The following is a 24,723-nucleotide window of genomic DNA, read 5'->3' on the forward strand; positions in this document are numbered from 1 at the left end:
TTTTTCACTTTTATTTACCTCTGGGAATAAGCACTACATCGACCACACAAACACGTTTACCTGCAACCTCGCTACGATAAGCAAGAACTAATTCATCTTCAGTGTGCTTTTTGACCGTTACAAAACATTCAAGAACATCACCTGGATAGACAAACTCATTCATTTTTATTTTGCGACACTCGCTCACTTGATAGTCTACTGCATACCCTGCACGACGAATAAATTCATGCGCCAAATTTAATTTACATTCCAATAATACCGTCATAGGTAATACCGGTTTTTTGGGGAAGTGATCTGCAAAATAAAGGGCCGCTCGTGATATTCTTTTTTCTGCGGTTAAACTAACCCCTGGTTGGCTGGAGCGAATTCGGTCAAACGTCATGGACACTACGGGCAAGTTCAAATCCATAATCAGATTGTCACTCAATATTGGTGCGCTCTCCTTACTGATAGCTAACCAATCACCTGGTCGATTAATTTCGGAATATTGCTGTTTCACTTCATCTAAATCGATAAAATCATTCATAGGGAGTAGAGGACCTAAGGCGCCTTCAATACTGAAAACACGCTCATTACCTACTCTCGCTTCACTATGATATTGCATTACTGAACTATCTATGTGCTCAATAAACGACTCAAGCAATAAAGTTTCACCTACATAGGCGGGCCGATGCATGGAAGATTTAGCAACAATACCTGCCACAGGTCTACAGGTAAACTCTTGAAGCGCCATCACATTCCATGCAGCCAATTGCCCTAGGGTCTCTCCGATTAATGAGGGGATAAAACAGGGCCGTCCCTGCTCATCAACTGTGAGGCATGTATCATTGGGGGTAACATGTTTGATTCCCCGGATCACCTGACCAGGAGATGACTCCACTATACGATCAACGAATAAGAATCTCATCAGTATTTATTAAGCCCTATTAACCTTGAATTTAAAAAAACACCCGAATTAAGCTTCAGATCCAGCAGTTTGTTGTTCTTTGATTGCCGCAACAACTAATTTACAAAATGTTTCAATGGTAAATAGCATAGGTATTTCATTGACCTTCATATTGGGCTTAAATTGCTCAGCAGGAACTTCACTTAAGTAATTTTGCAATACCTTCAAACCCCTTTCGGTGATAATGCCACCTTTCTCGAATTCATCTTCTGCTAAATCACCACGTGCATTTTTTTCTAATTGGCCACGAGGGATTTTAATTTTGAATTCTTTCTCTAATTGGAATACCAAATCAAGAAAATCAATGGATTCTGCGCCCAGATCTGCTATCAACCGACTGTTAAGAGATACTTCTTCTACATCAATCACTAGCACATCAGCAACAATTTCCCTAACTTTAGGATAAACGTCTGCTACATTCATATTTTTTCCTCAGAGATAGCTAATTTACAAAGCCCGAAATTATACCATACATTTTTTTAAAGGCATAAAGTTAAGAATGATAAGGTATTAACCAACTTGACTATACCCTGCATCAACAAATAAAGTATGCGCATTAATCATGGCTGCTTCAGGCAAACATAAGAGATAAATGGCATTGGCCACATCCTGAGTGGTCAAGGGTCTATCGCTCAATGAGTGCGCCTGATATTCATCGAGCAGCTGTTCTCTATTTGGAAAATGCTTCAATGCGTCGGTATCGACTACTCCAGCAGAAACAGTATTCACTGTAATACCATCAACAGCCAACTCAAGGCTTAAAGAACGCACTAAAGCTTCAAGAGCCGCTTTAGATGCACCAATAAATGCATAATTAGGAATAGCTCGAGACGCACCAAGACTTGATAAAGCAATAATTCGACTGCCTTTAGGCATCAATGAACGTGCTTCTGTTGCCAAATGATTTAACGCCAGAGCATTAGTTTCCAAGCACCAGCGCCAATGTTTGGTAGACATCTTAAGTGCTGACTTTAAAACACCGCTTGCAGCATTACTTATTAAAAAATCAAGGCGATCAAAATGTGTACGGAATTGAGCAAACATTTCTTTTACCGATTGCTGATCGGCAACATTCGCTTGCAGAGCAACCGCTTTGCGTCCCATAGCCTGGATTTCCTCGACTAAAGATTGAGCTTCATCAGAACTGTTGTAATAAACTATGGCTATATCGCTTCCTGCTTGAGCTAACTTTAATGCAGTTGCCTTGCCGATGCCTCGTGCCCCGCCAGTAATTAATCCAACTTTACCTGCAAAAACCAAACTCATGGAATATTCCTCATTAACTTCACTTGATTAAAAAAAGTAGTGTTGATGCAATACCCTCGTGACAGCCCATAAATCATAGTCCGTGTAGCGCGGAAATTGACCAACAATTACAAAAAACTACATTTTCATTTTTATTGAGCAATAAAGCAATGTTTCGTGTATTAAATTTTTAAATATCTTGTTTCTAGAAGGCTAACTTTGTACTATCGGCACACGATAAAGATAAACATATATTAATGAATGAAGCATTCCTGGTTTAAAACTGTATTTCCTATAGCCGCGATTTTTTCTTTCCGCATGATGGGTTTGTTTTTACTCATCCCTGTATTTAGTATTTATGCAGAAAATTTACAAGGCGCAACACCGACATTAGTAGGGTTTGCTCTAGGAATTTATGGTCTTGCTCAAGGGCTCCTGCAAATGCCTTTTGGTATGCTCTCCGATAAAGTTGGAAGAAAGCCTATGATAGCCATAGGCTTACTGCTTTTTGCTTTGGGTAGTCTACTTGGTGCTCTAACGAATTCTATTTATGGGATGATAATTGCCAGAGCCTTGCAAGGTACAGGTGCAATTGGTAGTGTTTTAATCGCCTTACTTGCGGATTTAACCCCTGATGAGCAACGGACTAAAGCAATGGCAGTCATTGGTATGACTATTGGCACCTCATTTAGCCTCGCTATGGTTGTGAGTCCGGCTGTTACCCACCATTTTGGCCTATCTGGTATTTTTACCTTAACGACTCTATTAGCAATAGCAGGGATCATCTTGCTTTATCTGGTAATCCCCAAACCTGTAAATGAACGTTTTCACGTTGATAGTGAAACAAATCCCGCTTTATTCAAGCAAGTTATTTCCAACTTGCAACTGCAACGTCTTAATGTTGGCATTTTCTGCCAGCATTTTATTCTCACCGCAACATTTTTTGCTATCCCCTTCATCCTAAGAAAGCAAGTGGAACAAGGCCATTTATCCCAACAATGGCATTTTTATCTGCCCATTATGATCATTTCATTTATACTCATGATCCCGTTTATTATTCTTGCGGAAAAGAAAAAGTGCATGAAAAGCGTTTTTCTTTCATCCGTATTCATAATGGCTTTGACTCAATTATTATTGGCCTATACCTTTCAAAATTGGATGAGTCTCTGTCCGCTCATGCTCATTTATTTTATTGCTTTTAATATCCTTGAGGCCGTATTGCCCTCTTTAGTATCCAAGCAGGCAAACCCTAATAATAAAGGAACTGCTATGGGTATTTATTCAACCAGCCAGTTTTTAGGACTCTTTCTTGGTGGGGCATTGGCAGGTATTTTGTATCAATGGAATAGCAGCCAGGGTATTTTTATTACTAATGCCATCTTAGGTATTATATGGTTACTTATTTCTCTTCCAATGAAATCAAACGTTTCTTTTTCAACACTTATTTTACCTTCTCCTTGGCTCCAAAAAAATGAACAAATTATCAGTCAACTATTGAATGCTAAAGGAGTAATTGAAGTGGCATTCGCAGAAAAGGAACAGGTTATTTATCTGCGTGTGGATAGAGAGCGTTATCTTGAGGGCAGTGCAGAAAAAATCATTTATCACGGAAATCACCAATAATGGAGCTATAAATGAAAATTTCTTTGAAACATCAAGCCACGGAGCACAGTAATGCAGCATCTTGTAACGTTACTGAGTATCATCTTAATGATCCCATGCTTGATTGTGCTGTAGCCAAAATATCAGGTCGATACCCTGAAACACGACGCGTCGTCAATTTAGCATGTAATGAATTAGCTTATGTGTTCCAAGGAGAAGGGAGACTCGTTGTTAATCATACGGAATATAGATTATCTGCTGGCGATGCCGTAATCATTGAGGCAGGTGAAAAATATTATTGGGAAGGAACAATGCAACTGTTTATTTCTTGTCGTCCTGCCTGGCATCAAGAACAGCATCAATTAGTCGATTAAATAATCCCATATTATTCGTCAATGTAGGTTGGTGCTAGGTTGAGCAGCAACCTACTGCAAATTCTTAGCTGATGATGCCATACAAAACTACGTTACTGACGAATCAAGCGCAAATTTTTACCTATAAATGAGGTCTTTTCAGTAGAACGATAGGGATTGATATCCAAGCCACCCCGCCTTGTATATCGTCCATAGACTGTCAACTTTTCTGGTTTGCAATAATTCATAATATCGACAAAAATTCGTTCAATACATTGCTCATGAAACTCATTATGATTTCGATATGAAACCAGATATTTTAATAACCCCTCTCGATTAATTTTTTTGCCTTTGTAAGCAATTTGTACGCTTCCCCAATCGGGTTGATTGGTCACCAGACAGTTTGATTTTAAAAGATTTGAATACAAAGTTTCTTCAACAACCTCATTGCTTACAGAAAGAAATGCAGGTTCAACAAGATAAACCGAACATTCTATATCAAGCTGATCAAGCGAATCACCCACTAATGACTGTTGTATGGAAAATTGCTCGGAAGAATCCATATGATGAATCTTAACCCAAACCTCTGCGCCAACACGCTCCTGTATATCCTTTTTGATCGTATTTTCTAATTCACTAACACTTGAAATCCGCGTGTTGTTAAATGAATTAAAATAAAGTTTTAAAGATTTTGATTCGATTAAGTTTGGGGAGTTGCACTCATAAAATAATTCTGCAATCGCTACCATAGGTTTCCCTTTGGCATTAAGCCAGGAAACTTCGTAGTGATTCCAGCAATCAAACCCGTAAAAAGGTAATCGAGTCGGATCCACTCCAATTTCCTGTCGTTTTCCTGCCCTGGGGATAGGATATAACCGATTTGGATTATAGGTTTCATCGTAAGCAGATTTTTTACCTAATTCAGATTGTTCCGCGTCAGATTGATATTTTTGCAAAACTTCATCATTCATTGTATTCAACTCCAAGATTTCTATTATTTTTGCGGTACTTTTCCAATTCACCGGCTGATTCATTTCCATTTGGCTGGAAATATAACTAAGAAGAGATGCGGCTTCATTAATTCGAGCTGCTTTTTCAGTCAGTTCACGTGCTTGTATACCTATCGACGTTATCACATCAAAATTGGGATTTTCCATAATTTTTTTTATGGTTGACAAAGAAAATCCCAAAAATTTGAGTGTGGTAATCTGCTGCAATCGCATTAAATCCATTTCAGAATAAAGACGATATCCATTCTCTAACCGCTTTGTAGGTTTTAATAAGCCAATTTCATCATAATATTGTAAGGACCTGACTGTTAATGAGGTCATTTGGCTAATCTCTTTGATTTGGTAATATCTCACTTAATCTTCTCCTCAACCAATATTGTAAACTATCACGTAACGTGAGAGTCAAGAAAATAATCACAAAGATAGTACTGAGAACAAACACTGCTTGCTGTTGTTTAGTAAAACGGAATTAAAAGTTCACCTCAACACATCAGTGCAAGGGATATATAAATTAGGTATACTCTTCTCCTAACTTTCGCATACAGGAGATCAGAAATGGCACGTGGTATAAATAAAGTCATCTTAATTGGTAACGTCGGTGTTGACCCAGATGTACGTTATTTACCTAATGGCAATGCGGTAACTACACTTTCCATTGCTACCAGTGAAGCGTGGAAAGATAAAGCAACGGGTGAAAAGCAGGAGCGGACCGAATGGCATAGGGTAGTCTGTTTTAACCGCTTAGGTGAAATCGCTGGTGAATACGTCCGTAAAGGTTCTAAACTCTATATTGAAGGCAGTTTAAGAACGAGAAAATGGCAAGATCAACAGGGTCAAGATAGATACACTACAGAGATTGTAGCAAATGACATTCAACTGTTAGACAGTAAAGGGGCCGGTTCATCCAGTTTTGATGAAATGCCACAGGCTCAATTTGCGCCAAGCAATCAAAGTGCTGCAAGACAACAACCAGCTCAAGTACCACAAGATGCTTTTGATCAATTGGATGATGATGTCCCATTCTAATTTCATCTGAATATTAGCCTCATCTCTTGTTTTACTGCCCTTACTGATAAGGCGCTTTTTGTTCACACTGTAACCCGGGTGAGGCCTGAGCCATAACCTGGGTATCAGTGAAATGATAATTTACGGATTAGGACTTCTCCTGCTGCTCAACTCGATACTCTACTTTTCATTATTTAGAATTTAGTAGCACAATCTGTTATATAGACTATATCTTTAACCAATATCTCACTCATTCATCCTATTGAGGTTCCTATGGATAAAATAAATTTAGTTCAAAAATTTAAACTTTTTAGCGAGTTTTGGTCGCCACGTATTGTTGGAGAGCTTAATGGCCAATATATCAAACTTGCAAAATTCAAGGGAGAGTTCATCTGGCATAGCCATGCGAATGAAGATGAGCTGTTTTTAGTGGTCAAAGGCACTCTAAACATTGAATTCAGGGATAAAACAGTAACCTTAAACGAAGGCGAAATTTATATTGTACCAAAAGGCGTAGAACATAAACCGATTGCACATGAAGAGACCCATGTTCTCCTTTTAGAGCCCAAATCAACAGAACAAACGGGGGGTATCCCAAGTGACTTACTCGTCGACAAGCAATCTTGGATATAACTTTAATAAAATATATTAACATTCGTTGATTCGCGCCCGAGCATTGTAATGTTCAATATTCTGATTTACATATCCAGGCCATAAACTGCATTATGTTTGTAAAAAAAAACCCGCATGAAGCGGGTTCTTTAGTTAGTGAGGATACTAAAATTTATTCTTCAGATTCATCACTAACTACAGGTCTGTCTAATAGCTCAACAATTGCCATAGGAGCGTTGTCACCATCTCTAAAACCACATTTAATGATACGTACATAACCACCTGGACGTTCAACAAAACGGGGTCCTAAATCTGTAAACAATTTACCAACAGCAGACTTAGATCTCAAAATATCAAACGCATGACGACGTGTAGCTACTGAGTCAACTTTTGATACAGTAATTAAAGGTTCAATATAACGTCGTAGATCTTTAGCCTTGGGCAGAGTTGTTTTTATCAACTCATGCTCAATCAAAGAACAACACATGTTTGCAAACATAGCCTTTCTGTGGCTACTTGTACGGCCAAAACTACGACCTGAATTACGGTGACGCATAACCAAAACTCCTAAACTTTATTCGCCAAGATTTGCTGGCGGCCAATTCTCAAGTTTCATACCCAGCGATAATGAACGTGAAGCTAAAACATCCTTAATTTCGGTTAAAGATTTCTTACCAAGGTTAGGAGTTTTTAAGAGTTCATTTTCAGTTCTTTGTACTAAATCGCCTATATAATGAATATTTTCTGCTTTCAAACAATTTGCAGAACGAACAGTTAACTCTAAATCATCGACAGAACGTAGTAGAATAGGATCAAAATCATTGCGTTCTTTATTATCTGCGCGTGACTCTTCAAATTTCATGTCTACAAAAGCATGAAGTTGTCTTTGAAGAATACTAGCAGAAATTCGTATTGATTCTTCAGCATCAATAGTCCCATTAGTTTCTAACTCAATAGTTAACTTATCGAGGTCAGTTCGATTTTCTACACGAGCACTATCAACATAATAAGCCACTTTTTTAACTGGAGAGAAACTATTATCAATTTTAAGTTTCCCAACTGATTTTCTTTCTACTTCATCATCGAAATGTCTAATGAATGAATCAGTACTGTGGAAACCAATTCCTCGTTCAACTTTCAATGTCATATTTAATTTGCCTTTTTCATTCAAATTAGCAATGACCAACTCTGGATTGATAATTTCCAATCCATGAGTCAGTTGAATGTCTCCAGCTGTAACTTGACAAGGACCTTGCTTGCTTAGTGTTACAATCGCTTCTTCACCGACTGTCATTTTTGTCGCAACTAACTTCAGGTTCAGTAAGATATCCACGACATCTTCCTGTACACCTTCAATTGTACTGTATTCATGTAGAACACCATCAATTGAAACTTCGGTAATCGCACTTCCAGGCATTGATGATAGTAAAATACGTCTCAAAGCATTGCCGAGAGTATGACCAAAGCCGCGCTCCAAAGGCTCTAAAACTATTTTAGCTTTATAGGGCGATTCTGCCTGGACCTTAAGAACATTAGGTGTCAACATTTCATTGATTTCAGTATACATTCAGCTATTTCTCCGAGCTTACTTAGAGTAAAGTTCTACAACTAAGTTTACGTTGTAGTCTGAAGATAAGTCAGTTAACGTTGGTGCTGTAGAGAATGTTCCTTTGAAAGAAGAAGTATCTACAGAAATCCAATCGCATGCAGCTCTTTGTTCTGATAAAGCTAAAGCAGCCTGGATACGACCTTGGGCTCTTGCCTTTTGACGAACAGATACAACATCACCTGGTTTTACTAGGAATGATGGAACGTTAACTACTTTATCATTAACAAGTATCGCTTTATGCGTAACTAATTGACGCGCTTCAGCACGTGTACTTGCAAAACCCATACGATAGACAACATTATCTAAACGTCGCTCAAGTAACGACATCAGATTTTCACCTGTTGAACCTTTCATACGAGCAGCCATTTTGTAATAGCCACGGAATTGCTTTTCAAGAACACCATATAATCTTCTGATTTTTTGTTTCTCTCGAAGCTGAATTCCATAACCATTCATACGTGGTTTTTTATCACCATGTTGTCCAGGTAACTTTTCAGATTTACATTTGGACTTATGATCGCGGACACCGCTTTTAAGTAATAAATCACAACCTTCACGACGTGATAACTTACATTTTGGACCAAGATATCTAGCCATTAATTACTCCTGAGTCTTATACACGACGTTTTTTAGGTGGCTTACACCCATTATGAGGTATACCAGTAACATCGGTAATTTCAACAATTTTGAAATCCTGTGATATTAATTCACGAATAGTGGATTCTCTTCCAGGTCCGGGACCATGAACAAATACAGCCACAGATTTCATACCGTATTCTTTTGCAACAGCAGCAGCACGCTCAGTAGCAACCTGTGCAGCATAAGGAGTACTCTTTCTTGACCCTCTAAAGCCTGAGCCGCCAGATGTTGCCCAACACAGTGCATTACCTTGTCTATCAGTAAAGGTCACTATCGTATTATTAAAAGAAGCATGAACGTGTACGATACCATCAGATACTACACGCTTCGCCTTCTTGCGTACTTTTTGTTGTTTTGACTTAGTTATTGCCATCTTACTTTCCTACATGAAAAATCAAACGGTAGTGCCCTTTCTGCGACCTTTTCGTGTACGAGCATTAGTTTTCGTACGTTGTCCGCGCAATGGCAACCCTCTTCTGTGTCTTAGACCACGATAACATCCTAGATCCATAAGGCGCTTAATGTTCATCGTCACAACACGACGCAAATCACCTTCCACTGTTATTTTTGCAATTTCTGTTCTTAAAGACTCAAGTTGAGCATCGGTCAGTTCTGAAACCTTTTTAGAAGGTTCAATACCAACTGCAGAACACAGTTTTAAGGATGTAGGTTTACCAATACCATATATTGCTGTTAAAGCAATCACAACATGTTTGTGATCAGGTATATTTACTCCTGCAATACGAGCCATTAACTTCTCCGAACGTTATTTGTTCTGTCGAAAGGGACAGAAGAATACTATTTTTATAAAATTAAATCAAGCAGAGTTTAACCTTGCTTTTGTTTATGTCTGGCATCTTTACAAATAACTCGTATAGTGCCACTTCTTTTAATAATCTTGCAATTGCGACAAATTCGCTTTACAGATGCTCTTACTTTCATTCTTAACTCCGATAAAAATCATAAAAGACCAGGTAATTTAGTACCTTTAAAATTAGCCTTCTTCATTAAAGAATCATATTGCTGAGTCATTAAATGAGCTTGTACCTGAGCTACAAAATCCATAATAACAACTACGATAATCAGCAATGACGTTCCTCCGAAATAAAAAGGGACATGCCATGTATACATCAAAATCTGAGGCAAAAGACAAACTAGAACCAAATAAATTGCACCAACTAATGTCAGACGAGTCATGACACCATCAATATATTTAGTTGTTTGTTCACCAGGTCTAATTCCGGGTATATATGCACCAGATTTTTTTAAATTATCAGCAGTATCTTTGGGATTAAACACCAGAGCTGCATAAAAGAACGCAAAAAATATAATAGCAACTGCATATACTATTAAATATAAAGGCTGTCCGGGAGATAATGCCATTCCTACATCGGCAAGCCACCCTAAACCTTTAGTATGTGAGAAAAACTGCGCCAAAGTTGCCGGTAATAAGATAATACTGGATGCAAAAATAGGTGGTATTACACCAGACATATTAATCTTTAAAGGTAAATGACTTGTTTGGGCAGCATAAACCTTTCTACCTTGTGTTCTTTGCGCATAATTAACCCGTATACGTCGTTGTGCGCGCTCCATAAATACTACAAATCCTGTTACAACAACCACTACCACTGCAATAATGATCAACGTTAATGCTTGCATTTGTCCTTCTTTAACTTGCTGAAGAACAGAAGCAATTGCCGTAGGCATGCTTGATACAATTCCCGAAAAGATAATTAGCGAAATTCCATTACCAACACCTTTTTCAGTAATTTGCTCACCTAACCACATTAAGAACATAGTTCCTGTAACCAAAGTTACAACTGCAGTAAAGTAAAATGAAAAGTCAGCTTGAAGTGCAATTTGTTGTCCAGCTAACCAGCGTGCCATCCCTAAAGATTGAAACACAGAAAGCACTAGAGTTAAATACCGGGTGTATTGGTTTATCTTTCTACGTCCAGACTCACCTTCTTTTTTAAGTTGTTCAAGTTTTGGTGATACAACTGAGAACAACTGAATGATAATGGACGCTGAAATATAAGGCATAATACCTATTGCAAAAACCGTAACACGCGATAATGCACCACCAGAAAACATATTGAATAAGCCAAAAATTGTATTCTGTTGTTCATTAAAAAAGTTAGCCAACCGTGCTGGGTCTAAACCTGGAACAGGTATATGAGCCCCCAACCGATAAACTAAGATACCAAGAACAACGAACAATAATCTTGATTTTAGTTCAGCCAATCCACCACGTGATTGGCTTGCATTATGTTTTTGGTTTTTCATAGTCACTCTTCTATGCTGCCGCCTAAACCTTCAATGGCTAAACGAGCTCCTTTAGTGACCCTTAAACCTTTAAGTTTGATGGCAGTAGTTAATTCACCGGATAAAATAACTTTTACATCTTTAATAGAGCTGTTGATTAAGCCCGCTTCACGTAAAACATTTAAGTCAATTACATCAGCAGAAAGCTTTGCCAGTTCACTAAGACATACTTGATCTACAGTTTTACTAACTCGCGATTTAAAGCCCATTTTTGGCAGTCTTCTTTGAATAGGCATTTGTCCGCCCTCAAAGTTAATTTTATGAAAACCACCAGCTCTCGCTTTTTGACCTTTATGTCCTTTACCACTTGTTTTACCTAGCCCGGATCCTATACCACGTCCTAAGCGTCTTTTAGGGCGTCTTGAACCAGGATCTGGTGATAGTGAATTTAAATTCATTATGCACTCTCCTCAACCAGCAACAAGTAATCTACTATATTAATAAGACCACGGATTGCTGGCGTATCATTATGTGATACGCTTGAATTAGTTTTACCTAGACCTAATTGTTTTACTATAGAAATATGCTTTGGCTTTCTGCCTATAATGCTTTTAACCAAAGTTATTTTAATTTTCTTTTCCATAATTAGCCCGCCATAACTTCTTCAACAGTTTTACCACGCTTGGCCGCAACATAATCTGGAGTACCGATATTAGTTAAAGCAGCAATCGTAGCTCTTACAATATTACTTGGATTGGTTGAACCAATACTTTTAGCTAATATATTTTGTACGCCTAAAACTTCTAATACGGCTCTCATCGCGCCACCGGCAATAATTCCAGTACCTTCACTAGCAGGTTTCATAAATACTTTAGAAGCCCCATAGTTCCAGGTAATTTCGTGGAAAATAGTTGATCCAGAAAGTGGAATATAAACCATATTTTTCTTTGCTTGTTCCATTGCTTTTTGAATTGCAATTGGAACTTCTCTCGCCTTACCTCTACCAAAGCCAACTTTACCTTTGCCGTCGCCGACGACAACAAGTACTGCGAAACCAAAAACACGGCCTCCTTTGACAACTTTAGCGGTACGGTTAACCGACACTAACTTTTCTTGGTAGCCATCTGATTTTGGTGATGATTCATCGTATGCCATAATCGTTCCTTAAAAATCTAATCCAGCTTCGCGGGCACCTTCTGCAAGGGCTTTCACTCGGCCATGATATTTATAACCAGCACGATCAAATGCAACTTGAGTAATGCCATGCTCACTCGCACGCTTACCTAGTAATTTCCCAACTAGATTAGCCTGTTCTACTTTACATTTACCAGTCAAGTTAGCTCGTAATTCTTTGTCCTTAGTTGAACATGCTACCAGTACTTTATCTCCAAGCGTGTCAGCTTGAACAATTTGCGAGTAAATATGCAAACCACTTCTATAAACTACTAGTCTTGCTCTTCCCGATTTACGAATCAGTGCTTTTGCTTTTAATCCACGTCGAGCACGTGAGTTGTGTTTATTCATGACTTAAACCTTATTTCTTTTTCGCTTCTTTACGAGCAATATACTCGCCAGCAAGTTTAACACCTTTACCTTTATAGGGCTCTGGTGGTCTAAATGCTCTTATTTCAGAAGCTACTTGACCCAAAATTTGTTTATCAACACCTTTCAGTAATATCACTGTATTACTTGGTGTTTCAACCTGAACACCATTTGGTAATTGGTATTCAATAGGATGAGAGAATCCTAAAGATAAGCTAATCGATTTATCTTTAGATTGTGCTCTATAACCTACACCAACTAGTTCCAAGGTTACAACAAAACCTTCGGTTACACCCTTCACCATGTTATTCACTAATGCTCTTGCCGTACCAGCTTGAGCCCAAGCTTTAGGATCATTTGCAGCAGGAGCAAACTCAACATGATTAGAATCTTTGTTTTTAGTTACTTTTACTAACCGATTAATTTTTTGGGTTAGTGTTCCTTTAGGCCCTTTTACAGTAATTTCACCATCACCTATTGTTATTTCAACATTTGCTGGTTGAACTACTGGGGCTTTTGCTACTCTAGACATATTATTCCTCGCAAGTATTAAGCCACTTCACAGATGACTTCGCCACCAACGCCTTTCATCTTTGCAGATATATGGGTCATTATACCTTGAGATGTAGACAATATAGCCACTCCAAAACCAGGAATAGAGGTTAAATCTTTATAAGACTTATATACTCGTAACCCAGGTCTACTAATTCTCTTAATGAGCTCAATAACAGGTCTGCCATGGTAATACTTCAGCTTTATCGTCATTAATTTAAGATTATTATCTAGTGGTTCTACAAAGAAGTTTTCAATATAGCCTTCTTCTTTTAAAACACGAGCAATTTCTTCTTTCAATTTAGAAGAAGTTAAAGTTATTTGCTGATGTTTTGCTTGTTGACCATTTCTAATTCGGGTCAGCATATCAGCAACTGGATCATGCATACTCACAATCGTTCTCCAATTAAAAAATTACCAGCTGGATTTTCTTCCGCCAGGTATATTACCAACCATTAGTTGTTGTCTTAAGCAAATTCTACAAAGACTAAATTTACGATACACGCCATGTGGACGACCACAGCATTGGCATCGAGTTTTGAAACGAACAGGATTTGAATTAACAGGCAATTTTGCTAGCTTTAACTGACTATCCATAATTACCTGAAAATCATCAGATGATTTAATCAATTGTTTCAATTCGTTTCTGCGTTTACTGTGCTTATCTACTAGTTTTTTACGCTTTAACTCTCTTATAAGCATTGATTTTTTAGCCACAATTTCACCCTTATTTTTTATCTCTATCTTTCAATGGAAGGTTAAAGGCTTCTAATAAAGCTTTAGCTTCTTCATTTGTTTTAGCACTTGTAGTAATACAAATATCTAAACCACGGATACCATCTGTTTTGTCGTAATCAATTTCTGGAAATACGATTTGTTCATGTATTCCCATACTATAATTACCAGTTCCATCAAAAGATTTAGGATTTAAACCACGAAAATCTCTCACACGCGGTAAAGTCACGGAAATTAATCGGTCTAAAAACTCATACATACGTTGACGTCTTAGTGTTACTTTACAGCCTATTGGCCATCCTTCTCTAATTTTAAAACCAGCAATAGATTTTCTTGCTTTAGTAACAACAGGTTTTTGCCCAGCAATTAAAGTCATATCTTCAACAGCATGATTCATCACCTTTTTATCACCAACAGCTTCACCAACACCCATATTTAAAGTGACTTTGAGCAGTTTAGGAACTTCCATAACGCTGGAATAGTTGAACCGTTTCATCATCATTGGGATGATTTCTTTCTTATAAAATTCATTAAGTCTTGCCATTTCAACCACCTAATTAAACACGGTCAATTATTTCATTGTCAGATTTAAAATATCTAACTTTTGTATTTACACCGTTACTCTCAATAAATTTAAATCCTACTTTATCTGCTTTATTAGTGTTGGGATTAAAATGAGCAACGTTTGAAACGTGTACTGGCGCTTCAAGAGTAACAATTCCACCCTTGTTTTCAGGCTTTTGTGGGTTGGGCTTAACATGTTTCTTTATTAAGTTTCCACCTTCAACAACAACGCCATTTTCAGTGACACGTAGGACTTTACCTCTATGACCTTTACTTTTACCGGCAATTATAATTACATCATCGCCTTTTTGAATACGTTTCATATCTAAATCCTTCTCACAAAACTTCTGCAGCCAGAGATATTATTTTCATAAATCTCTCTCGTAGCTCGCGAGTAACGGGGCCAAATATACGAGTACCTATTGGCTCGTTTTGGTTATTTAAAAGTACTGCTGCGTTGCCATCGAAACGAATTAAAGAGCCATCATCTCTACGAACGCCTTGTGCTGTACGCACTACTACAGCTTTCATTACAGCACCTTTCTTTACTTTACTTCTGGGTATAGCATCTTTAATACTTACTTTAATTACATCGCCTACACGGGCATATCTACGGTGCGACCCGCCAAGCACTTTAATACACATAACTTTACGTGCTCCGCTATTGTCAGCCACTTCGAGCACTGTCTGCATTTGGATCATTTTTTACTCCAGCTCTGATTTCGACCAGAAAAAGGTTGCTGATTATATCAGGCCTTTTAGGGTTTTAAAAGTAAATCAACAGGGTTGATTAAGAAATTACTTCGACTAATACCCAGCTTTTTGTTTTAGAGAGTGGTCTTGACTCACGGATCTTTACAATATTACCAATTTTGCATACTTGATTTTCATCGTGAGCATGTAATTTGGTTCTACGTTTCATAATTTTTCCATACTTTGGATGCTTAACAGAACGTTCAATCATCACAACTATGGTCTTATCCATTTTGTCACTAACTACTTTTCCAACCATTGTTCTGGCATTTGATTCACTATTAGACATGTCACTTACCTGCCTTTTCAGTCAACATTGTTTTAACTCTTGCCACTGACTTACGCACCATGGTGATGAGATGTGTTTTATCTAGTGAGCCACTTGCTTTCTTCATTCGCAAATTTAATTGTTCTTTACGCAATGAAAGCAATTCGTTTTGCAGTTCTTCTATAGACAAACTGCGTAATTCTTCAATCTTTTTCATTACATCACCTTCCTTTCTTCAAATATAACTTTGAAAGGAAGTTTTGCTTTAGCCAGATCAAAAGCTTCCATCGCAAGCTCTCTGGATACACCTTCCATTTCAAATAAAACCTTGCCAGGTTGTATTTGAGCAACCCAATATTCAACGCTACCTTTACCTTTACCTTGTCTTACTTCTAAAGGTTTTTGTGTAATAGGCTTGTCTGGGAATACTCTAATCCAAATTTTACCACCACGTTTAATATGACGTGTCATTGCTCTTCGAGCTGCTTCGATTTGTCTTGCTGTTAAGCGACCACGCTCAAGAGCTTTCAAACCAAATTCACCGAAGCTGATGTTGCTGCCACGTAGCGCCAAGCCTCTATTACGGCCTTTCATCTGCTTTCGGTATTTCGTACGTTTAGGTTGTAACATGATTCTTAATCCTCACTCACTGGGCAACGTCAGATGATCTTTTCTTTTGTGGGAGAATTTCGCCCTTGAAGATCCAGACTTTTACGCCAATAATACCGTAGGTAGTTTTAGACTCTGCTGTACCATAATCAATATCTGCTCTGAATGTATGTAAAGGTACTCGCCCTTCTCGATACCACTCACTGCGTGCGATTTCAGCACCACCAAGTCTGCCGCTTACACAAATTTTAATTCCTTTAGCACCAGCCTTAAGAGCAGAAGTTACTGCACGTTTCATAGCCCGTCGGAACATAACACGTTGTTCTAACTGTTGCGCAATTCCTTCAGCAACTAAGGTTGCATCAAGTTCAGGCTTTTTAATTTCTTCAATATTAAGGTGTACTGGTACGCCTAATTTGCCGGAAATTTCACTACGTAATGTTTCAATACCACCACCTTTTTTACCGATAATTACACCAGGTCGTGCGGTGAGTATTGTAACTACTGCATTATTAGCAGGACGTTCAATAAGAATTTTGCTTACAGCAGCAGCCATAAGTTTCTTTTTCAGTTCAGTACGCAATTTTATATCTTGAATTAAAAATTCAGCATATTTTTTACCAGCGAACCACTTAGAGTTCCAGTCTTTAATAATACCAAGGCGTATGCCTATAGGGTTAACTTTTTGTCCCATTGCTATTCCTCGTCAGACACTTTAATCGTGATATGGCAGGTACGTTTACAAATTCTATTTGCACGTCCTTTAGCTCTGGGACTAATGCGTTTTAAAGTCATTGCTTCATCAACACAGACCATACCTACTTTCAAATCATCAATATCTGCTCCATTATTATTTTCAGCATTAGCAATTGCTGATTCTAATAATTTAAGCATTAATTGAGCACCTTTTTTTGGTGTAAACTTGAGGACATCAAGTGCACCAGATACTTTCATATTTCGTATCATATCTGCTACCAATCTGCCCTTTTGAGCGGATAAGGGAGCACCTTTCAATTTTGCTGTAACTTCCATCATATCCTCTTATTTACCTTTAGCCTTTCTGTCACCAGAGTGGCCTTTGAAAGTTCGAGTCATGGCAAACTCACCTAATTTATGACCGACCATATTATCTGTTATGTAAACAGGGATATGATCTTTACCGTTATGAACAGCAATTGTTAGGTCAATCATTTCAGGAACGATTGTTGATCGTCTTGACCATGTTTTAATTGGTTTCTTAGATTTCGATTCAATTGCAGCTTCTACTTTGGCAATCAAATGATGGTCAACAAAAGGACCTTTTCTTATAGAACGAGCCACTTGATATCCTCTCAATAATTATTTCTTTTTACGTCTTCTGACAATAAAATTATCAGTACGCTTATTACTTCGGGTTTTGTAACCTTTAGTAGGTAAGCCCCATGGAGACACTGGATGACGTCCACCAGAAGTACGGCCCTCACCACCACCATGTGGGTGATCAACAGGGTTCATAGCTACCCCACGTACTGTTGGACGAATACCTCTCCAACGTTTTGCTCCAGCTTTACCTAATGCGCGTAAACTATGCTCACTATTACTTACTTCACCAATTACTGCTCTGCAAAGAACATGAATTTTACGCATTTCGCCTGAACGAAGTCTTAATGTTGCATAAATGCCTTCTTTAGCAACTATTTGTCCGCTCGCTCCAGCACTTCTTAAGACCTGGGCACCTTTCCCTGGTTTCATCTCAACACAGTGAATTGTAGTACCAACAGGAATATTTTTTAGTGGAAGACAATTACCTACACTAATAGGTGAATCAGCACCACTTACTACCGTATCGCCAACGTTTAAATTAGATGGAGCAATAATATATCTACGTTCACCATCTTTATAAACGATTAGTGCAATGAGTGCAGTACGGTTAGGATCGTATTCGATACGCTCAACACGAGCCTCGATCCCATCCTTATTACGTTTAAAATCAATGATACGATATTGGTTACGTTGACCTCCACCGATATGTCTTACAGTGATTCTACCTTGGTTATTCCGTCCACCAGTTTTCTTCAGTTTCTCAACTAAAGCATCATGTGGTCTTCCTTTATGAATATGGTGATGAACCACGCGCAATTCGCCACGTTTTCCGGGCGATGTAGGTTTAGATTTTAATAGTGCCATCTTAATCTGCCTTATTCGGTAGCTGTAAAGTCAATATCTTGATCAGCATGAAGAGTTACAAATGCTTTTTTCCAGTCACTACGCTTTCCACTCATTTGCTTAAAACGTTTTGTTTTTCCCTTCACATTGACAACCGATACATTTTTAACTTTAACGTTAAATATATTCTCTACCGCCATTTTAATTTCAGTCTTAGTTGCAGTTTTCAATACTTTGAAAGTGAACTGTTTCAGCTTATCAGCTATGACAGTAGCTTTTTCAGAAGTATGTGGTTCACGTAGAACCATCAACAATCTTTCAGCGTTCATTGTAACTGTTCCTCAATTTTTTTAATTGCAGCTTCTGTAACAACAACTTTCTCAAATTTGAGTAAAGAAACAGGATCTATAGTTGTAACGTCGCAGATATCATAATCAATTAAGTTTCTTGAACCAAAATATTCATTCTCGCCTACTTCAGTCATCACGATAAGTGCGTTTTTGACGTTCAGTTGGTTCATTTTAGTAACAAAATCTTTAGTTTTTTTGCTTTCGCATTGGAAATCGCTAACTACAATCAAGTTACCAGTGCGGCAAAGTTCCGAGATTATACTACGTAATGCACGTTTGTACATTTTTTTATTAATTTTTTGTGAATAATCTCTTTTTTTAGAAGCAAATGTGACACCACCGCTTCTCCATATTGGACTTCTAATAGTTCCAGCACGTGCACGACCGGTACCTTTTTGATTCCATGGCTTTTTACCACCGCCACTAACTTCAGAACGTGTTTTTTGTGCGCTGTTACCACTACGTGCATTATTCATATAAGTTACTACAGCTTGATGAATTAAGCCTTCATTATAACCATATGCAAATACTTCTTGATTCAGTGTTAATTTCGCATTTGTATCTATAGTAGTAATTTCCATCACTCACCTCGTACTTGCTTTTTAACTGCAGGCTTAATCTCAACTCGTGAGCCAGGAGCACCAGGTATAGCACCTTTGATAAGAAGTAAATTTCTTTCAGCATCTACGCGTACCAATTCAAGACTTTGAACAGTACAACGAACATTACCCATGTGACCAGCCATTTTCTTACCTTTGAACACACGTCCTGGAGTTTGGTTTTGTCCAATTGACCCAGGGACACGATGTGATCTAGAGTTACCATGAGTTGCATCTTGTGTTCTAAAGTTATAACGTTTTACTGTACCAGCAAAACCTTTACCTTTAGTGGTTCCAGCAACATCCACAAATTGACCAGCAGTGAATACATCAGCTACTGAGATTACTTGTCCTGCTTTGTATGTATCTTCGGAGTCAACTAAAAACTCAACCAGCATGTCACCTGCTTCAATTTCAGCTTTTGCAAAGTGACCAGTTAAAGCTTTGTTAACCTTGCTTGCTTTTTTTGTGCCACCAGTTAATTGAACAGCAGAATACCCATCAGCATCTTTAGTTTTAACTTGTGAAACTCTATTAGGGTGAACTTCAACGACAGAAACTGGAACTGAAACTCCATCCGCCATGAAGACCCGCGTCATACCGATTTTACGGCCTAATAAACCGATCATCATTCTAACACCTCTTTAATATCCTTCACCCTAATATTTAGTCATCAAGGCTTATCTGAACATCAACCCCAGCAGCCAGATCCAATTTCATCAATGCATCAACTGTTTTTTCAGTTGGATGAACGATAACGACCAGGCGTTTATGAGTACGTAATTCATATTGATCTCGAGCATCTTTATTAACATGCGGTGAAGTCAATACAGTAAATTTTTCCTTACGGACAGGTAGGGGTATTGGCCCACGAACTTGTGCGCCAGTACGTTTTGCTGTCTCTACAATTTCTCGAGTTGATAAGTCAATCAACCGATGATCAAAGGATTTTAATCTTATTTTAATGTTTTGATTGCTACTCATTCTAATTACTCGATAATTTTAGCGACAACACCGGCGCCAACTGTACGGCCACCTTCCCGAATTGCGAAACGTAAACCTTCGTCCATCGCAATAGGAGCATGCAGATGAATGGTTAATTGTACGTTATCACCAGGCATTACCATTTCTACTCCAGAGGGCAGATCACAGGTTCCTGTTACGTCTGTTGTTCTGAAATAAAACTGAGGTCTGTATCCATTAAAGAATGGAGTATGACGTCCGCCTTCTTCTTTTGATAATACGTATACTTCCGCTTCAAACTTTGTATGTGGCTTAATTGTACCTGGCTTAGCTAATACTTGCCCACGTTCAACTTCATCACGTTTCGTGCCGCGTAACAATACGCCAACGTTATCTCCAGCGCGTCCTTCGTCCAACAACTTACGGAACATTTCCACGCCAGTACAAGTGGTTTTTTGAGTGTCTCGGATACCAACAATCTCAATCTCTTCACCCACTTTCACTATTCCACTTTCTACACGACCTGTTACTACAGTTCCTCGTCCAGAAATAGAGAATACGTCTTCAATCGGCAACAAGAATGCTTTATCTATGTTACGTACTGGTTCTGGGATATACGAGTCCATGGTCTCTACCAATTTCTCAATTGCTGGAACACCAATCTCGCTTGTATCACCTTCCAATGCTTTCAATGCAGAACCAACAACAATTGGAATCTCATCGCCAGGGAAATCGTAACTGCTTAGCAAATCACGTACTTCCATCTCAACCAATTCTAATAACTCTGGATCATCAACCATATCTGCTTTGTTCATGAACACAACAATATAAGGTACACCTACTTGGCGTGATAACAGAATGTGTTCTCTGGTTTGTGGCATAGGACCATCTGCAGCTGATACCACCAGTATCGCTCCGTCCATTTGCGCCGCTCCAGTAATCATATTCTTAACGTAGTCAGCATGTCCTGGGCAATCCACGTGTGCATAGTGGCGGTTTGCTGATTCATATTCTACGTGTGCTGTAGAAATAGTAATCCCGCGTTCACGCTCTTCTGGGGCAGCATCAATTTGGTCATATGCCTTTGCTGTACCGCCATACTTCTTAGCCATAATTGTGGTAATCGCCGCTGTCAATGTGGTCTTACCATGGTCAACGTGACCGATTGTGCCAACATTTACGTGTGGCTTCTTACGTTCAAATTTTTCCTTTGCCATTTTCAATTAACCTCGTTAACTTTATTGTTTCTTAATAATTGCTTCAGCAATGTTCGTTGGTGCTTCCGCGTACTTAGAAAATTCCATAGTATATGTTGCTCTTCCTTGAGTCGCAGAACGTAAATCGGTCGAATAACCAAACATCTCTGCCAATGGAACTTCTGCCCTCACAATTTTTCCTGCAGGGGAATCTTCCATTCCTTGAACTAAACCACGTCGTCTGTTAAGGTCACCCATAACATCCCCCATATAATCTTCAGGGGTTACAACTTCAACACTCATAATAGGTTCAAGTAATACAGGTTTAGCTTTTAATGCACCTTGCTTGAAGCATTGTGAACCAGCGATTTTAAATGCCATCTCACTAGAATCCACTTCATGGAATGAGCCATCAAACAACGTGACTTTAACATCCACTACAGGGTAACCAGCGATAACACCATTTTGCATCTGTTCTTGAACCCCTTTATCAACTGCAGGGATGTATTCTTTAGGAATAACACCACCAACGATTGCATTGATAAATTCATAACCCGTTCCTGGCTCTTGAGGTTCAATTTTCAACCAAACGTGACCGTATTGTCCACGTCCACCTGACTGTCTTACAAATTTGCCTTCTTGCTCCACAGATTGTTTTAGTGTTTCACGATAGGCAACTTGAGGCTTACCAACATTAGCTTCCACATTAAACTCACGTTTCATGCGGTCAACAATAATTTCCAGATGAAGTTCACCCATACCTTCAATAATGGTTTGTCCAGATTCTTCATCGGTATGAACTCTGAATGATGGGTCTTCTTGGGCTAACTTACCAAGGGCAATACCCATTTTTTCTTGGTCCGCTTTAGTTCTTGGTTCAACAGCAACTGCAATTACTGGATCTGGAAAGTCCATCCTTTCAAGGATGACAACACTTTCTGTATCACATAGAGTATCACCAGTCATTACTGTTTTGAGCCCAACCGCTGCAGCAATATCACCCGCTCTTACTTCTTTAATTTCTTCACGGGAATTGGCATGCATCTGTAATAAACGTCCAATACGCTCTCTTTTTGCTTTCACGGAGTTGTAAACCGTATCACCACTCTTTAAGACACCAGAATATGTTCTAAAATAAGTTAGTGTCCCAACAAATGGATCCGTTGCAATTTTAAAGGCTAAAGCCGAAAACGGTGCATCATAGCTTGTCTTACGAGAGGCTGGATTACCTTCTTCATCCACTCCTTGAACATCAGGGATGTCAGTTGGAGAAGGCAAATACTCAATAACACCATCCAATACTGCTTGAACGCCTTTATTTTTAAAGGCTGAACCGCAGAAAACCGGGACTATTTTATTGCTAATCGTCAATTGACGGAGTGCTGTCTTAATTTCTGCTTCGGTAAGTTCTTCACCTTCAAGATATTTTTCCATGAGTTCTTCAGTTGCTTCGGCAGCAGCCTCAACAAGCAGCGCACGGTATTCTTCGCATTGCTCTTTTAGATCTTCAGGAACCTCTTTATATTGGAAGGTCATCCCTTTATTGTCTTCATCCCAATGAATTGCTTTCATCTTGATGAGGTCAATAACCCCTTTAAACTCTTCTTCAGCACCAATAGGCAGTTGAACAACAACGGGATTAGAGCCTAATCTTTGTTTAATTTGGCTCACCACACGCAGGAAATTAGCACCCATTCTATCCATCTTATTGACAAAGACGATACGTGGTACACCATATTTATTAGCTTGGCGCCAAACAGTTTCAGATTGGGGCTCTACACCGGATACTGAGTCGAACACAACAACAGCACCATCAAGTACGCGTAGTGAACGTTCTACTTCAATCATAAAGTCTACGTGTCCTGGAGTATCAATAATATTGATGCGATGCGGCTCGAACTGTTTGTCCATGCCTGACCAGTAACATGTTGTAGCTGCTGAAGTAATGGTAATACCGCGTTCCTGCTCCTGAACCATCCAGTCCATTGTTGCAGCACCGTCATGCACTTCACCAATTTTATGAGACATACCAGTATAGTACAGTACGCGCTCTGTCGTTGTAGTTTTTCCAGCATCGACATGCGCTGCAATGCCTATGTTTCTATACAACTTTAATGGAGTAGACACGGATTACCTCTCTCTTAATTCCATCTAAAATGTGCAAACGCCTGGTTGGCTTTTGCCATTTTATGTGTATCTTCGCGCTTCTTGACTGCTGAACCTTTACTCTCGTAGGCGTCCATCAGTTCACCAGCTAAGCGTAACATCATTCCTTTTTCACCACGAGTACGTGCTGCTTGAACAATCCAGCGCATACCTAGTGCAATACTTCGATCAGTTCTAACTTCAACTGGAACCTGATATGTAGCACCACCAACACGACGTGAACGCACTTCAACGCTGGGGCGAACATTATCTAAAGCATTTTCAAAGTAACGAAGAACTGTCGCTGAACCACTGGTAGAACCTGATTCACCTTCATCTTCATCTGTTTTTTTAAGTTTCTTTACGCGCTCTTCCATAACTGATAAAGCACCGTAAATTATTTTTTCAGCGGTAGATTTCTTACCACTGACCATTAATACGTTAATGAATTTTGCTAATAGTTCACTATGATGTTTAGGATCTGGCAAAATTTCTCTTTTGGGGACTTCTCTTCTTCTAGGCATTTCGATTTCCTACAATCAGTTATTTTTTATCTTTTGGCTTTTTGGTACCGTATTTTGAACGACCTTGTTTACGATCGTTAACACCTGATGTATCCAAACTACCTCTTACTGTGTGGTAACGCACACCAGGCAAGTCTTTAACACGACCACCTCTAATAAGAACAACAGAGTGTTCTTGAAGATTATGGCCTTCTCCACCAATATATGATGAAACTTCAAATCCATTCGTCAAACGTACACGAGCAACCTTACGCATAGCTGAGTTAGGTTTTTTAGGTGTAGTGGTGTATACGCGTGTACACACACCGCGTCGCTGTGGACATGACTCTAGTGCAGGTACGTTACTTTTCTTCTTTACGTCCACACGAGGCTTTCTTACTAACTGATTAATAGTAGCCATTTATACTTAACTCCGATCTGTCTCTTTTGATTATTTCGAATGCATAAGGAGGCCGGATTCTATATAGCCACGGCAGATTTGTCAAGTTT

The 24,723-nt window shown here is 38.8% G+C and carries 40 protein-coding genes and 1 pseudogene; 4 read left to right on the forward strand and 37 right to left on the reverse strand.

Annotated features, from left to right (window positions below; translation table 11 throughout):
- Nucleotides 1-10: 10 nt before the first annotated feature.
- The 3 genes from ACF8MK_RS02690 to fabL form a co-directional block, all read right to left on the reverse strand.
- Nucleotides 11-907: a 3-hydroxyacyl-ACP dehydratase FabZ family protein gene (locus ACF8MK_RS02690; RefSeq protein ID WP_392538080.1), complete on the reverse strand. Its 897-nt coding sequence runs from the start codon at nt 905-907 to the stop codon at nt 11-13.
- Nucleotides 908-955: 48 nt separating this feature from the next.
- The gene (locus ACF8MK_RS02695) at nt 956-1,369 is read right to left on the reverse strand and encodes an acyl carrier protein (protein WP_265702139.1); all 414 of its coding nucleotides are present in this window, start codon (nt 1,367-1,369) and stop codon (nt 956-958) included.
- A gap of 87 nt (nt 1,370-1,456) precedes the next feature.
- Complete coding sequence (fabL, locus tag ACF8MK_RS02700) at nt 1,457-2,212, reverse strand: enoyl-[acyl-carrier-protein] reductase FabL (protein WP_392538081.1); 756 nt, start codon at nt 2,210-2,212, stop codon at nt 1,457-1,459.
- Between the two features lie 240 nt (nt 2,213-2,452).
- On the opposite strand from fabL, the gene ACF8MK_RS02705 reads away from it, so the two are divergent.
- Nucleotides 2,453-3,814 carry an MFS transporter gene (locus ACF8MK_RS02705; protein WP_392538082.1) on the forward strand — a complete coding sequence of 454 codons (1,362 nt, stop codon included), beginning with the start codon at nt 2,453-2,455 and terminating at the stop codon, nt 3,812-3,814.
- 11 nt (nt 3,815-3,825) lie between these two features.
- Nucleotides 3,826-4,167, forward strand: coding sequence for a cupin domain-containing protein (locus tag ACF8MK_RS02710; protein ID WP_392538083.1), 342 nt, complete (start codon nt 3,826-3,828; stop codon nt 4,165-4,167).
- Nucleotides 4,168-4,259: 92 nt separating this feature from the next.
- Here the strand turns inward: ACF8MK_RS02710 and queF are convergent, their stop codons facing one another.
- Nucleotides 4,260-5,117, reverse strand: a complete 858-nt coding sequence (queF, locus tag ACF8MK_RS02715) for an NADPH-dependent 7-cyano-7-deazaguanine reductase QueF (protein WP_392539001.1) — start codon at nt 5,115-5,117, stop codon at nt 4,260-4,262.
- 240 nt (nt 5,118-5,357) lie between these two features.
- A pseudogene (locus ACF8MK_RS02720) lies at nt 5,358-5,477 on the reverse strand (MerR family DNA-binding transcriptional regulator); the annotation flags it as partial.
- A 234-nt stretch (nt 5,478-5,711) separates the two neighbouring features.
- Between ACF8MK_RS02720 and ssb the strand changes: the two are divergent.
- Together ssb and ACF8MK_RS02730 are read left to right on the forward strand one after the other, a co-directional pair.
- Complete coding sequence (gene ssb, locus ACF8MK_RS02725; RefSeq protein WP_265702134.1) at nt 5,712-6,182, forward strand: single-stranded DNA-binding protein; 471 nt, start codon at nt 5,712-5,714, stop codon at nt 6,180-6,182.
- Nucleotides 6,183-6,434: 252 nt separating this feature from the next.
- Nucleotides 6,435-6,794 (forward strand): cupin domain-containing protein, encoded by a 360-nt coding sequence (locus tag ACF8MK_RS02730; protein ID WP_392538084.1) that lies wholly within the window; start codon nt 6,435-6,437, stop codon nt 6,792-6,794.
- A gap of 151 nt (nt 6,795-6,945) precedes the next feature.
- On the opposite strand, the gene rplQ is transcribed toward ACF8MK_RS02730, so the two are convergent.
- The 32 genes from rplQ to rpsL all read right to left on the reverse strand — a co-directional run bounded on the left by rplQ (nt 6,946) and on the right by rpsL (nt 24,634).
- Nucleotides 6,946-7,329 carry a 50S ribosomal protein L17 gene (rplQ, locus tag ACF8MK_RS02735; protein WP_265702132.1) on the reverse strand — a complete coding sequence of 128 codons (384 nt, stop codon included), beginning with the start codon at nt 7,327-7,329 and terminating at the stop codon, nt 6,946-6,948.
- Between the two features lie 18 nt (nt 7,330-7,347).
- Nucleotides 7,348-8,340, reverse strand: coding sequence for a DNA-directed RNA polymerase subunit alpha (locus ACF8MK_RS02740; protein ID WP_028381374.1), 993 nt, complete (start codon nt 8,338-8,340; stop codon nt 7,348-7,350).
- An 18-nt stretch (nt 8,341-8,358) separates the two neighbouring features.
- Complete coding sequence (gene rpsD, locus ACF8MK_RS02745; protein ID WP_392538085.1) at nt 8,359-8,979, reverse strand: 30S ribosomal protein S4; 621 nt, start codon at nt 8,977-8,979, stop codon at nt 8,359-8,361.
- 16 nt (nt 8,980-8,995) lie between these two features.
- Nucleotides 8,996-9,394, reverse strand: a complete 399-nt coding sequence (rpsK, locus tag ACF8MK_RS02750; RefSeq protein WP_003633055.1) for a 30S ribosomal protein S11 — start codon at nt 9,392-9,394, stop codon at nt 8,996-8,998.
- A gap of 21 nt (nt 9,395-9,415) precedes the next feature.
- Entirely contained in the window at nt 9,416-9,772 is a 357-nt protein-coding gene (rpsM, locus tag ACF8MK_RS02755) for a 30S ribosomal protein S13 (protein ID WP_019233380.1), read from the reverse strand.
- A gap of 77 nt (nt 9,773-9,849) precedes the next feature.
- Nucleotides 9,850-9,963 (reverse strand): 50S ribosomal protein L36, encoded by a 114-nt coding sequence (gene rpmJ, locus ACF8MK_RS02760; RefSeq protein ID WP_010946099.1) that lies wholly within the window; start codon nt 9,961-9,963, stop codon nt 9,850-9,852.
- A gap of 18 nt (nt 9,964-9,981) precedes the next feature.
- Complete coding sequence (secY, locus tag ACF8MK_RS02765; RefSeq protein WP_265702130.1) at nt 9,982-11,310, reverse strand: preprotein translocase subunit SecY; 1,329 nt, start codon at nt 11,308-11,310, stop codon at nt 9,982-9,984.
- A gap of 2 nt (nt 11,311-11,312) precedes the next feature.
- Nucleotides 11,313-11,747: a 50S ribosomal protein L15 gene (gene rplO, locus ACF8MK_RS02770; RefSeq protein WP_265702129.1), complete on the reverse strand. Its 435-nt coding sequence runs from the start codon at nt 11,745-11,747 to the stop codon at nt 11,313-11,315.
- Nucleotides 11,747-11,932, reverse strand: coding sequence for a 50S ribosomal protein L30 (rpmD, locus tag ACF8MK_RS02775; RefSeq protein ID WP_028381379.1), 186 nt, complete (start codon nt 11,930-11,932; stop codon nt 11,747-11,749). The genes rplO and rpmD overlap by 1 nt, the downstream gene beginning before the upstream one ends.
- 2 nt (nt 11,933-11,934) lie before the next feature.
- The gene (rpsE, locus tag ACF8MK_RS02780) at nt 11,935-12,444 is read right to left on the reverse strand and encodes a 30S ribosomal protein S5 (RefSeq protein WP_028381380.1); all 510 of its coding nucleotides are present in this window, start codon (nt 12,442-12,444) and stop codon (nt 11,935-11,937) included.
- A 9-nt stretch (nt 12,445-12,453) separates the two neighbouring features.
- On the reverse strand, nt 12,454-12,813 hold the full coding sequence (gene rplR / locus ACF8MK_RS02785; RefSeq protein ID WP_265702128.1) for a 50S ribosomal protein L18: 360 nt from the start codon (nt 12,811-12,813) through the stop codon (nt 12,454-12,456).
- A 10-nt stretch (nt 12,814-12,823) separates the two neighbouring features.
- A complete protein-coding gene (gene rplF / locus ACF8MK_RS02790) occupies nt 12,824-13,363 on the reverse strand; it encodes a 50S ribosomal protein L6 (RefSeq protein WP_392538086.1) in 540 nt (179 codons plus the stop codon).
- A 17-nt stretch (nt 13,364-13,380) separates the two neighbouring features.
- Entirely contained in the window at nt 13,381-13,776 is a 396-nt protein-coding gene (gene rpsH / locus ACF8MK_RS02795) for a 30S ribosomal protein S8 (RefSeq protein WP_028381383.1), read from the reverse strand.
- Between the two features lie 21 nt (nt 13,777-13,797).
- Nucleotides 13,798-14,100, reverse strand: a complete 303-nt coding sequence (rpsN, locus tag ACF8MK_RS02800) for a 30S ribosomal protein S14 (protein WP_265702126.1) — start codon at nt 14,098-14,100, stop codon at nt 13,798-13,800.
- 10 nt (nt 14,101-14,110) lie between these two features.
- Nucleotides 14,111-14,662: a 50S ribosomal protein L5 gene (gene rplE / locus ACF8MK_RS02805; protein WP_028381385.1), complete on the reverse strand. Its 552-nt coding sequence runs from the start codon at nt 14,660-14,662 to the stop codon at nt 14,111-14,113.
- Nucleotides 14,663-14,675: 13 nt separating this feature from the next.
- Nucleotides 14,676-15,005, reverse strand: coding sequence for a 50S ribosomal protein L24 (gene rplX / locus ACF8MK_RS02810; protein WP_265702125.1), 330 nt, complete (start codon nt 15,003-15,005; stop codon nt 14,676-14,678).
- Nucleotides 15,006-15,018: 13 nt separating this feature from the next.
- Nucleotides 15,019-15,384 (reverse strand): 50S ribosomal protein L14, encoded by a 366-nt coding sequence (gene rplN / locus ACF8MK_RS02815; protein WP_006872243.1) that lies wholly within the window; start codon nt 15,382-15,384, stop codon nt 15,019-15,021.
- Between the two features lie 88 nt (nt 15,385-15,472).
- The gene (gene rpsQ, locus ACF8MK_RS02820; protein WP_010654824.1) at nt 15,473-15,724 is read right to left on the reverse strand and encodes a 30S ribosomal protein S17; all 252 of its coding nucleotides are present in this window, start codon (nt 15,722-15,724) and stop codon (nt 15,473-15,475) included.
- Nucleotide 15,725: 1 nt separating this feature from the next.
- Nucleotides 15,726-15,920, reverse strand: a complete 195-nt coding sequence (rpmC, locus tag ACF8MK_RS02825; RefSeq protein WP_028381388.1) for a 50S ribosomal protein L29 — start codon at nt 15,918-15,920, stop codon at nt 15,726-15,728.
- A complete protein-coding gene (gene rplP, locus ACF8MK_RS02830; protein WP_003633085.1) occupies nt 15,920-16,333 on the reverse strand; it encodes a 50S ribosomal protein L16 in 414 nt (137 codons plus the stop codon). Before rplP ends, rpmC begins: the two co-directional genes overlap by 1 nt.
- Before the next feature lie 16 nt (nt 16,334-16,349).
- On the reverse strand, nt 16,350-17,006 hold the full coding sequence (rpsC, locus tag ACF8MK_RS02835) for a 30S ribosomal protein S3 (RefSeq protein WP_265702123.1): 657 nt from the start codon (nt 17,004-17,006) through the stop codon (nt 16,350-16,352).
- A gap of 2 nt (nt 17,007-17,008) precedes the next feature.
- Nucleotides 17,009-17,344 carry a 50S ribosomal protein L22 gene (rplV, locus tag ACF8MK_RS02840; RefSeq protein ID WP_003633087.1) on the reverse strand — a complete coding sequence of 112 codons (336 nt, stop codon included), beginning with the start codon at nt 17,342-17,344 and terminating at the stop codon, nt 17,009-17,011.
- A gap of 9 nt (nt 17,345-17,353) precedes the next feature.
- Nucleotides 17,354-17,632, reverse strand: a complete 279-nt coding sequence (gene rpsS, locus ACF8MK_RS02845) for a 30S ribosomal protein S19 (protein WP_010654828.1) — start codon at nt 17,630-17,632, stop codon at nt 17,354-17,356.
- Between the two features lie 18 nt (nt 17,633-17,650).
- Nucleotides 17,651-18,478: a 50S ribosomal protein L2 gene (gene rplB / locus ACF8MK_RS02850; protein ID WP_028381390.1), complete on the reverse strand. Its 828-nt coding sequence runs from the start codon at nt 18,476-18,478 to the stop codon at nt 17,651-17,653.
- A gap of 11 nt (nt 18,479-18,489) precedes the next feature.
- On the reverse strand, nt 18,490-18,786 hold the full coding sequence (gene rplW, locus ACF8MK_RS02855) for a 50S ribosomal protein L23 (RefSeq protein WP_028381391.1): 297 nt from the start codon (nt 18,784-18,786) through the stop codon (nt 18,490-18,492).
- Entirely contained in the window at nt 18,783-19,388 is a 606-nt protein-coding gene (rplD, locus tag ACF8MK_RS02860) for a 50S ribosomal protein L4 (RefSeq protein ID WP_265702121.1), read from the reverse strand. The genes rplW and rplD overlap by 4 nt, the downstream gene beginning before the upstream one ends.
- Nucleotides 19,388-20,035 carry a 50S ribosomal protein L3 gene (rplC, locus tag ACF8MK_RS02865; RefSeq protein WP_265702220.1) on the reverse strand — a complete coding sequence of 216 codons (648 nt, stop codon included), beginning with the start codon at nt 20,033-20,035 and terminating at the stop codon, nt 19,388-19,390. The genes rplD and rplC overlap by 1 nt, the downstream gene beginning before the upstream one ends.
- 37 nt (nt 20,036-20,072) lie before the next feature.
- The gene (gene rpsJ / locus ACF8MK_RS02870; protein WP_010654833.1) at nt 20,073-20,390 is read right to left on the reverse strand and encodes a 30S ribosomal protein S10; all 318 of its coding nucleotides are present in this window, start codon (nt 20,388-20,390) and stop codon (nt 20,073-20,075) included.
- 5 nt (nt 20,391-20,395) lie between these two features.
- The gene (gene tuf / locus ACF8MK_RS02875; protein ID WP_058388342.1) at nt 20,396-21,586 is read right to left on the reverse strand and encodes an elongation factor Tu; all 1,191 of its coding nucleotides are present in this window, start codon (nt 21,584-21,586) and stop codon (nt 20,396-20,398) included.
- 21 nt (nt 21,587-21,607) lie between these two features.
- Nucleotides 21,608-23,692, reverse strand: a complete 2,085-nt coding sequence (fusA, locus tag ACF8MK_RS02880; RefSeq protein ID WP_392538087.1) for an elongation factor G — start codon at nt 23,690-23,692, stop codon at nt 21,608-21,610.
- Nucleotides 23,693-23,706: 14 nt separating this feature from the next.
- Entirely contained in the window at nt 23,707-24,234 is a 528-nt protein-coding gene (gene rpsG, locus ACF8MK_RS02885; protein WP_392538088.1) for a 30S ribosomal protein S7, read from the reverse strand.
- A 19-nt stretch (nt 24,235-24,253) separates the two neighbouring features.
- Nucleotides 24,254-24,634 carry a 30S ribosomal protein S12 gene (gene rpsL / locus ACF8MK_RS02890; RefSeq protein WP_010654837.1) on the reverse strand — a complete coding sequence of 127 codons (381 nt, stop codon included), beginning with the start codon at nt 24,632-24,634 and terminating at the stop codon, nt 24,254-24,256.
- Nucleotides 24,635-24,723 lie beyond the last annotated feature (89 nt).

This window comes from Legionella sp. 227, assembly GCF_043161935.1.
Taxonomy (GTDB): Bacteria; Pseudomonadota; Gammaproteobacteria; order Legionellales; family Legionellaceae; genus Legionella; species Legionella sheltonii.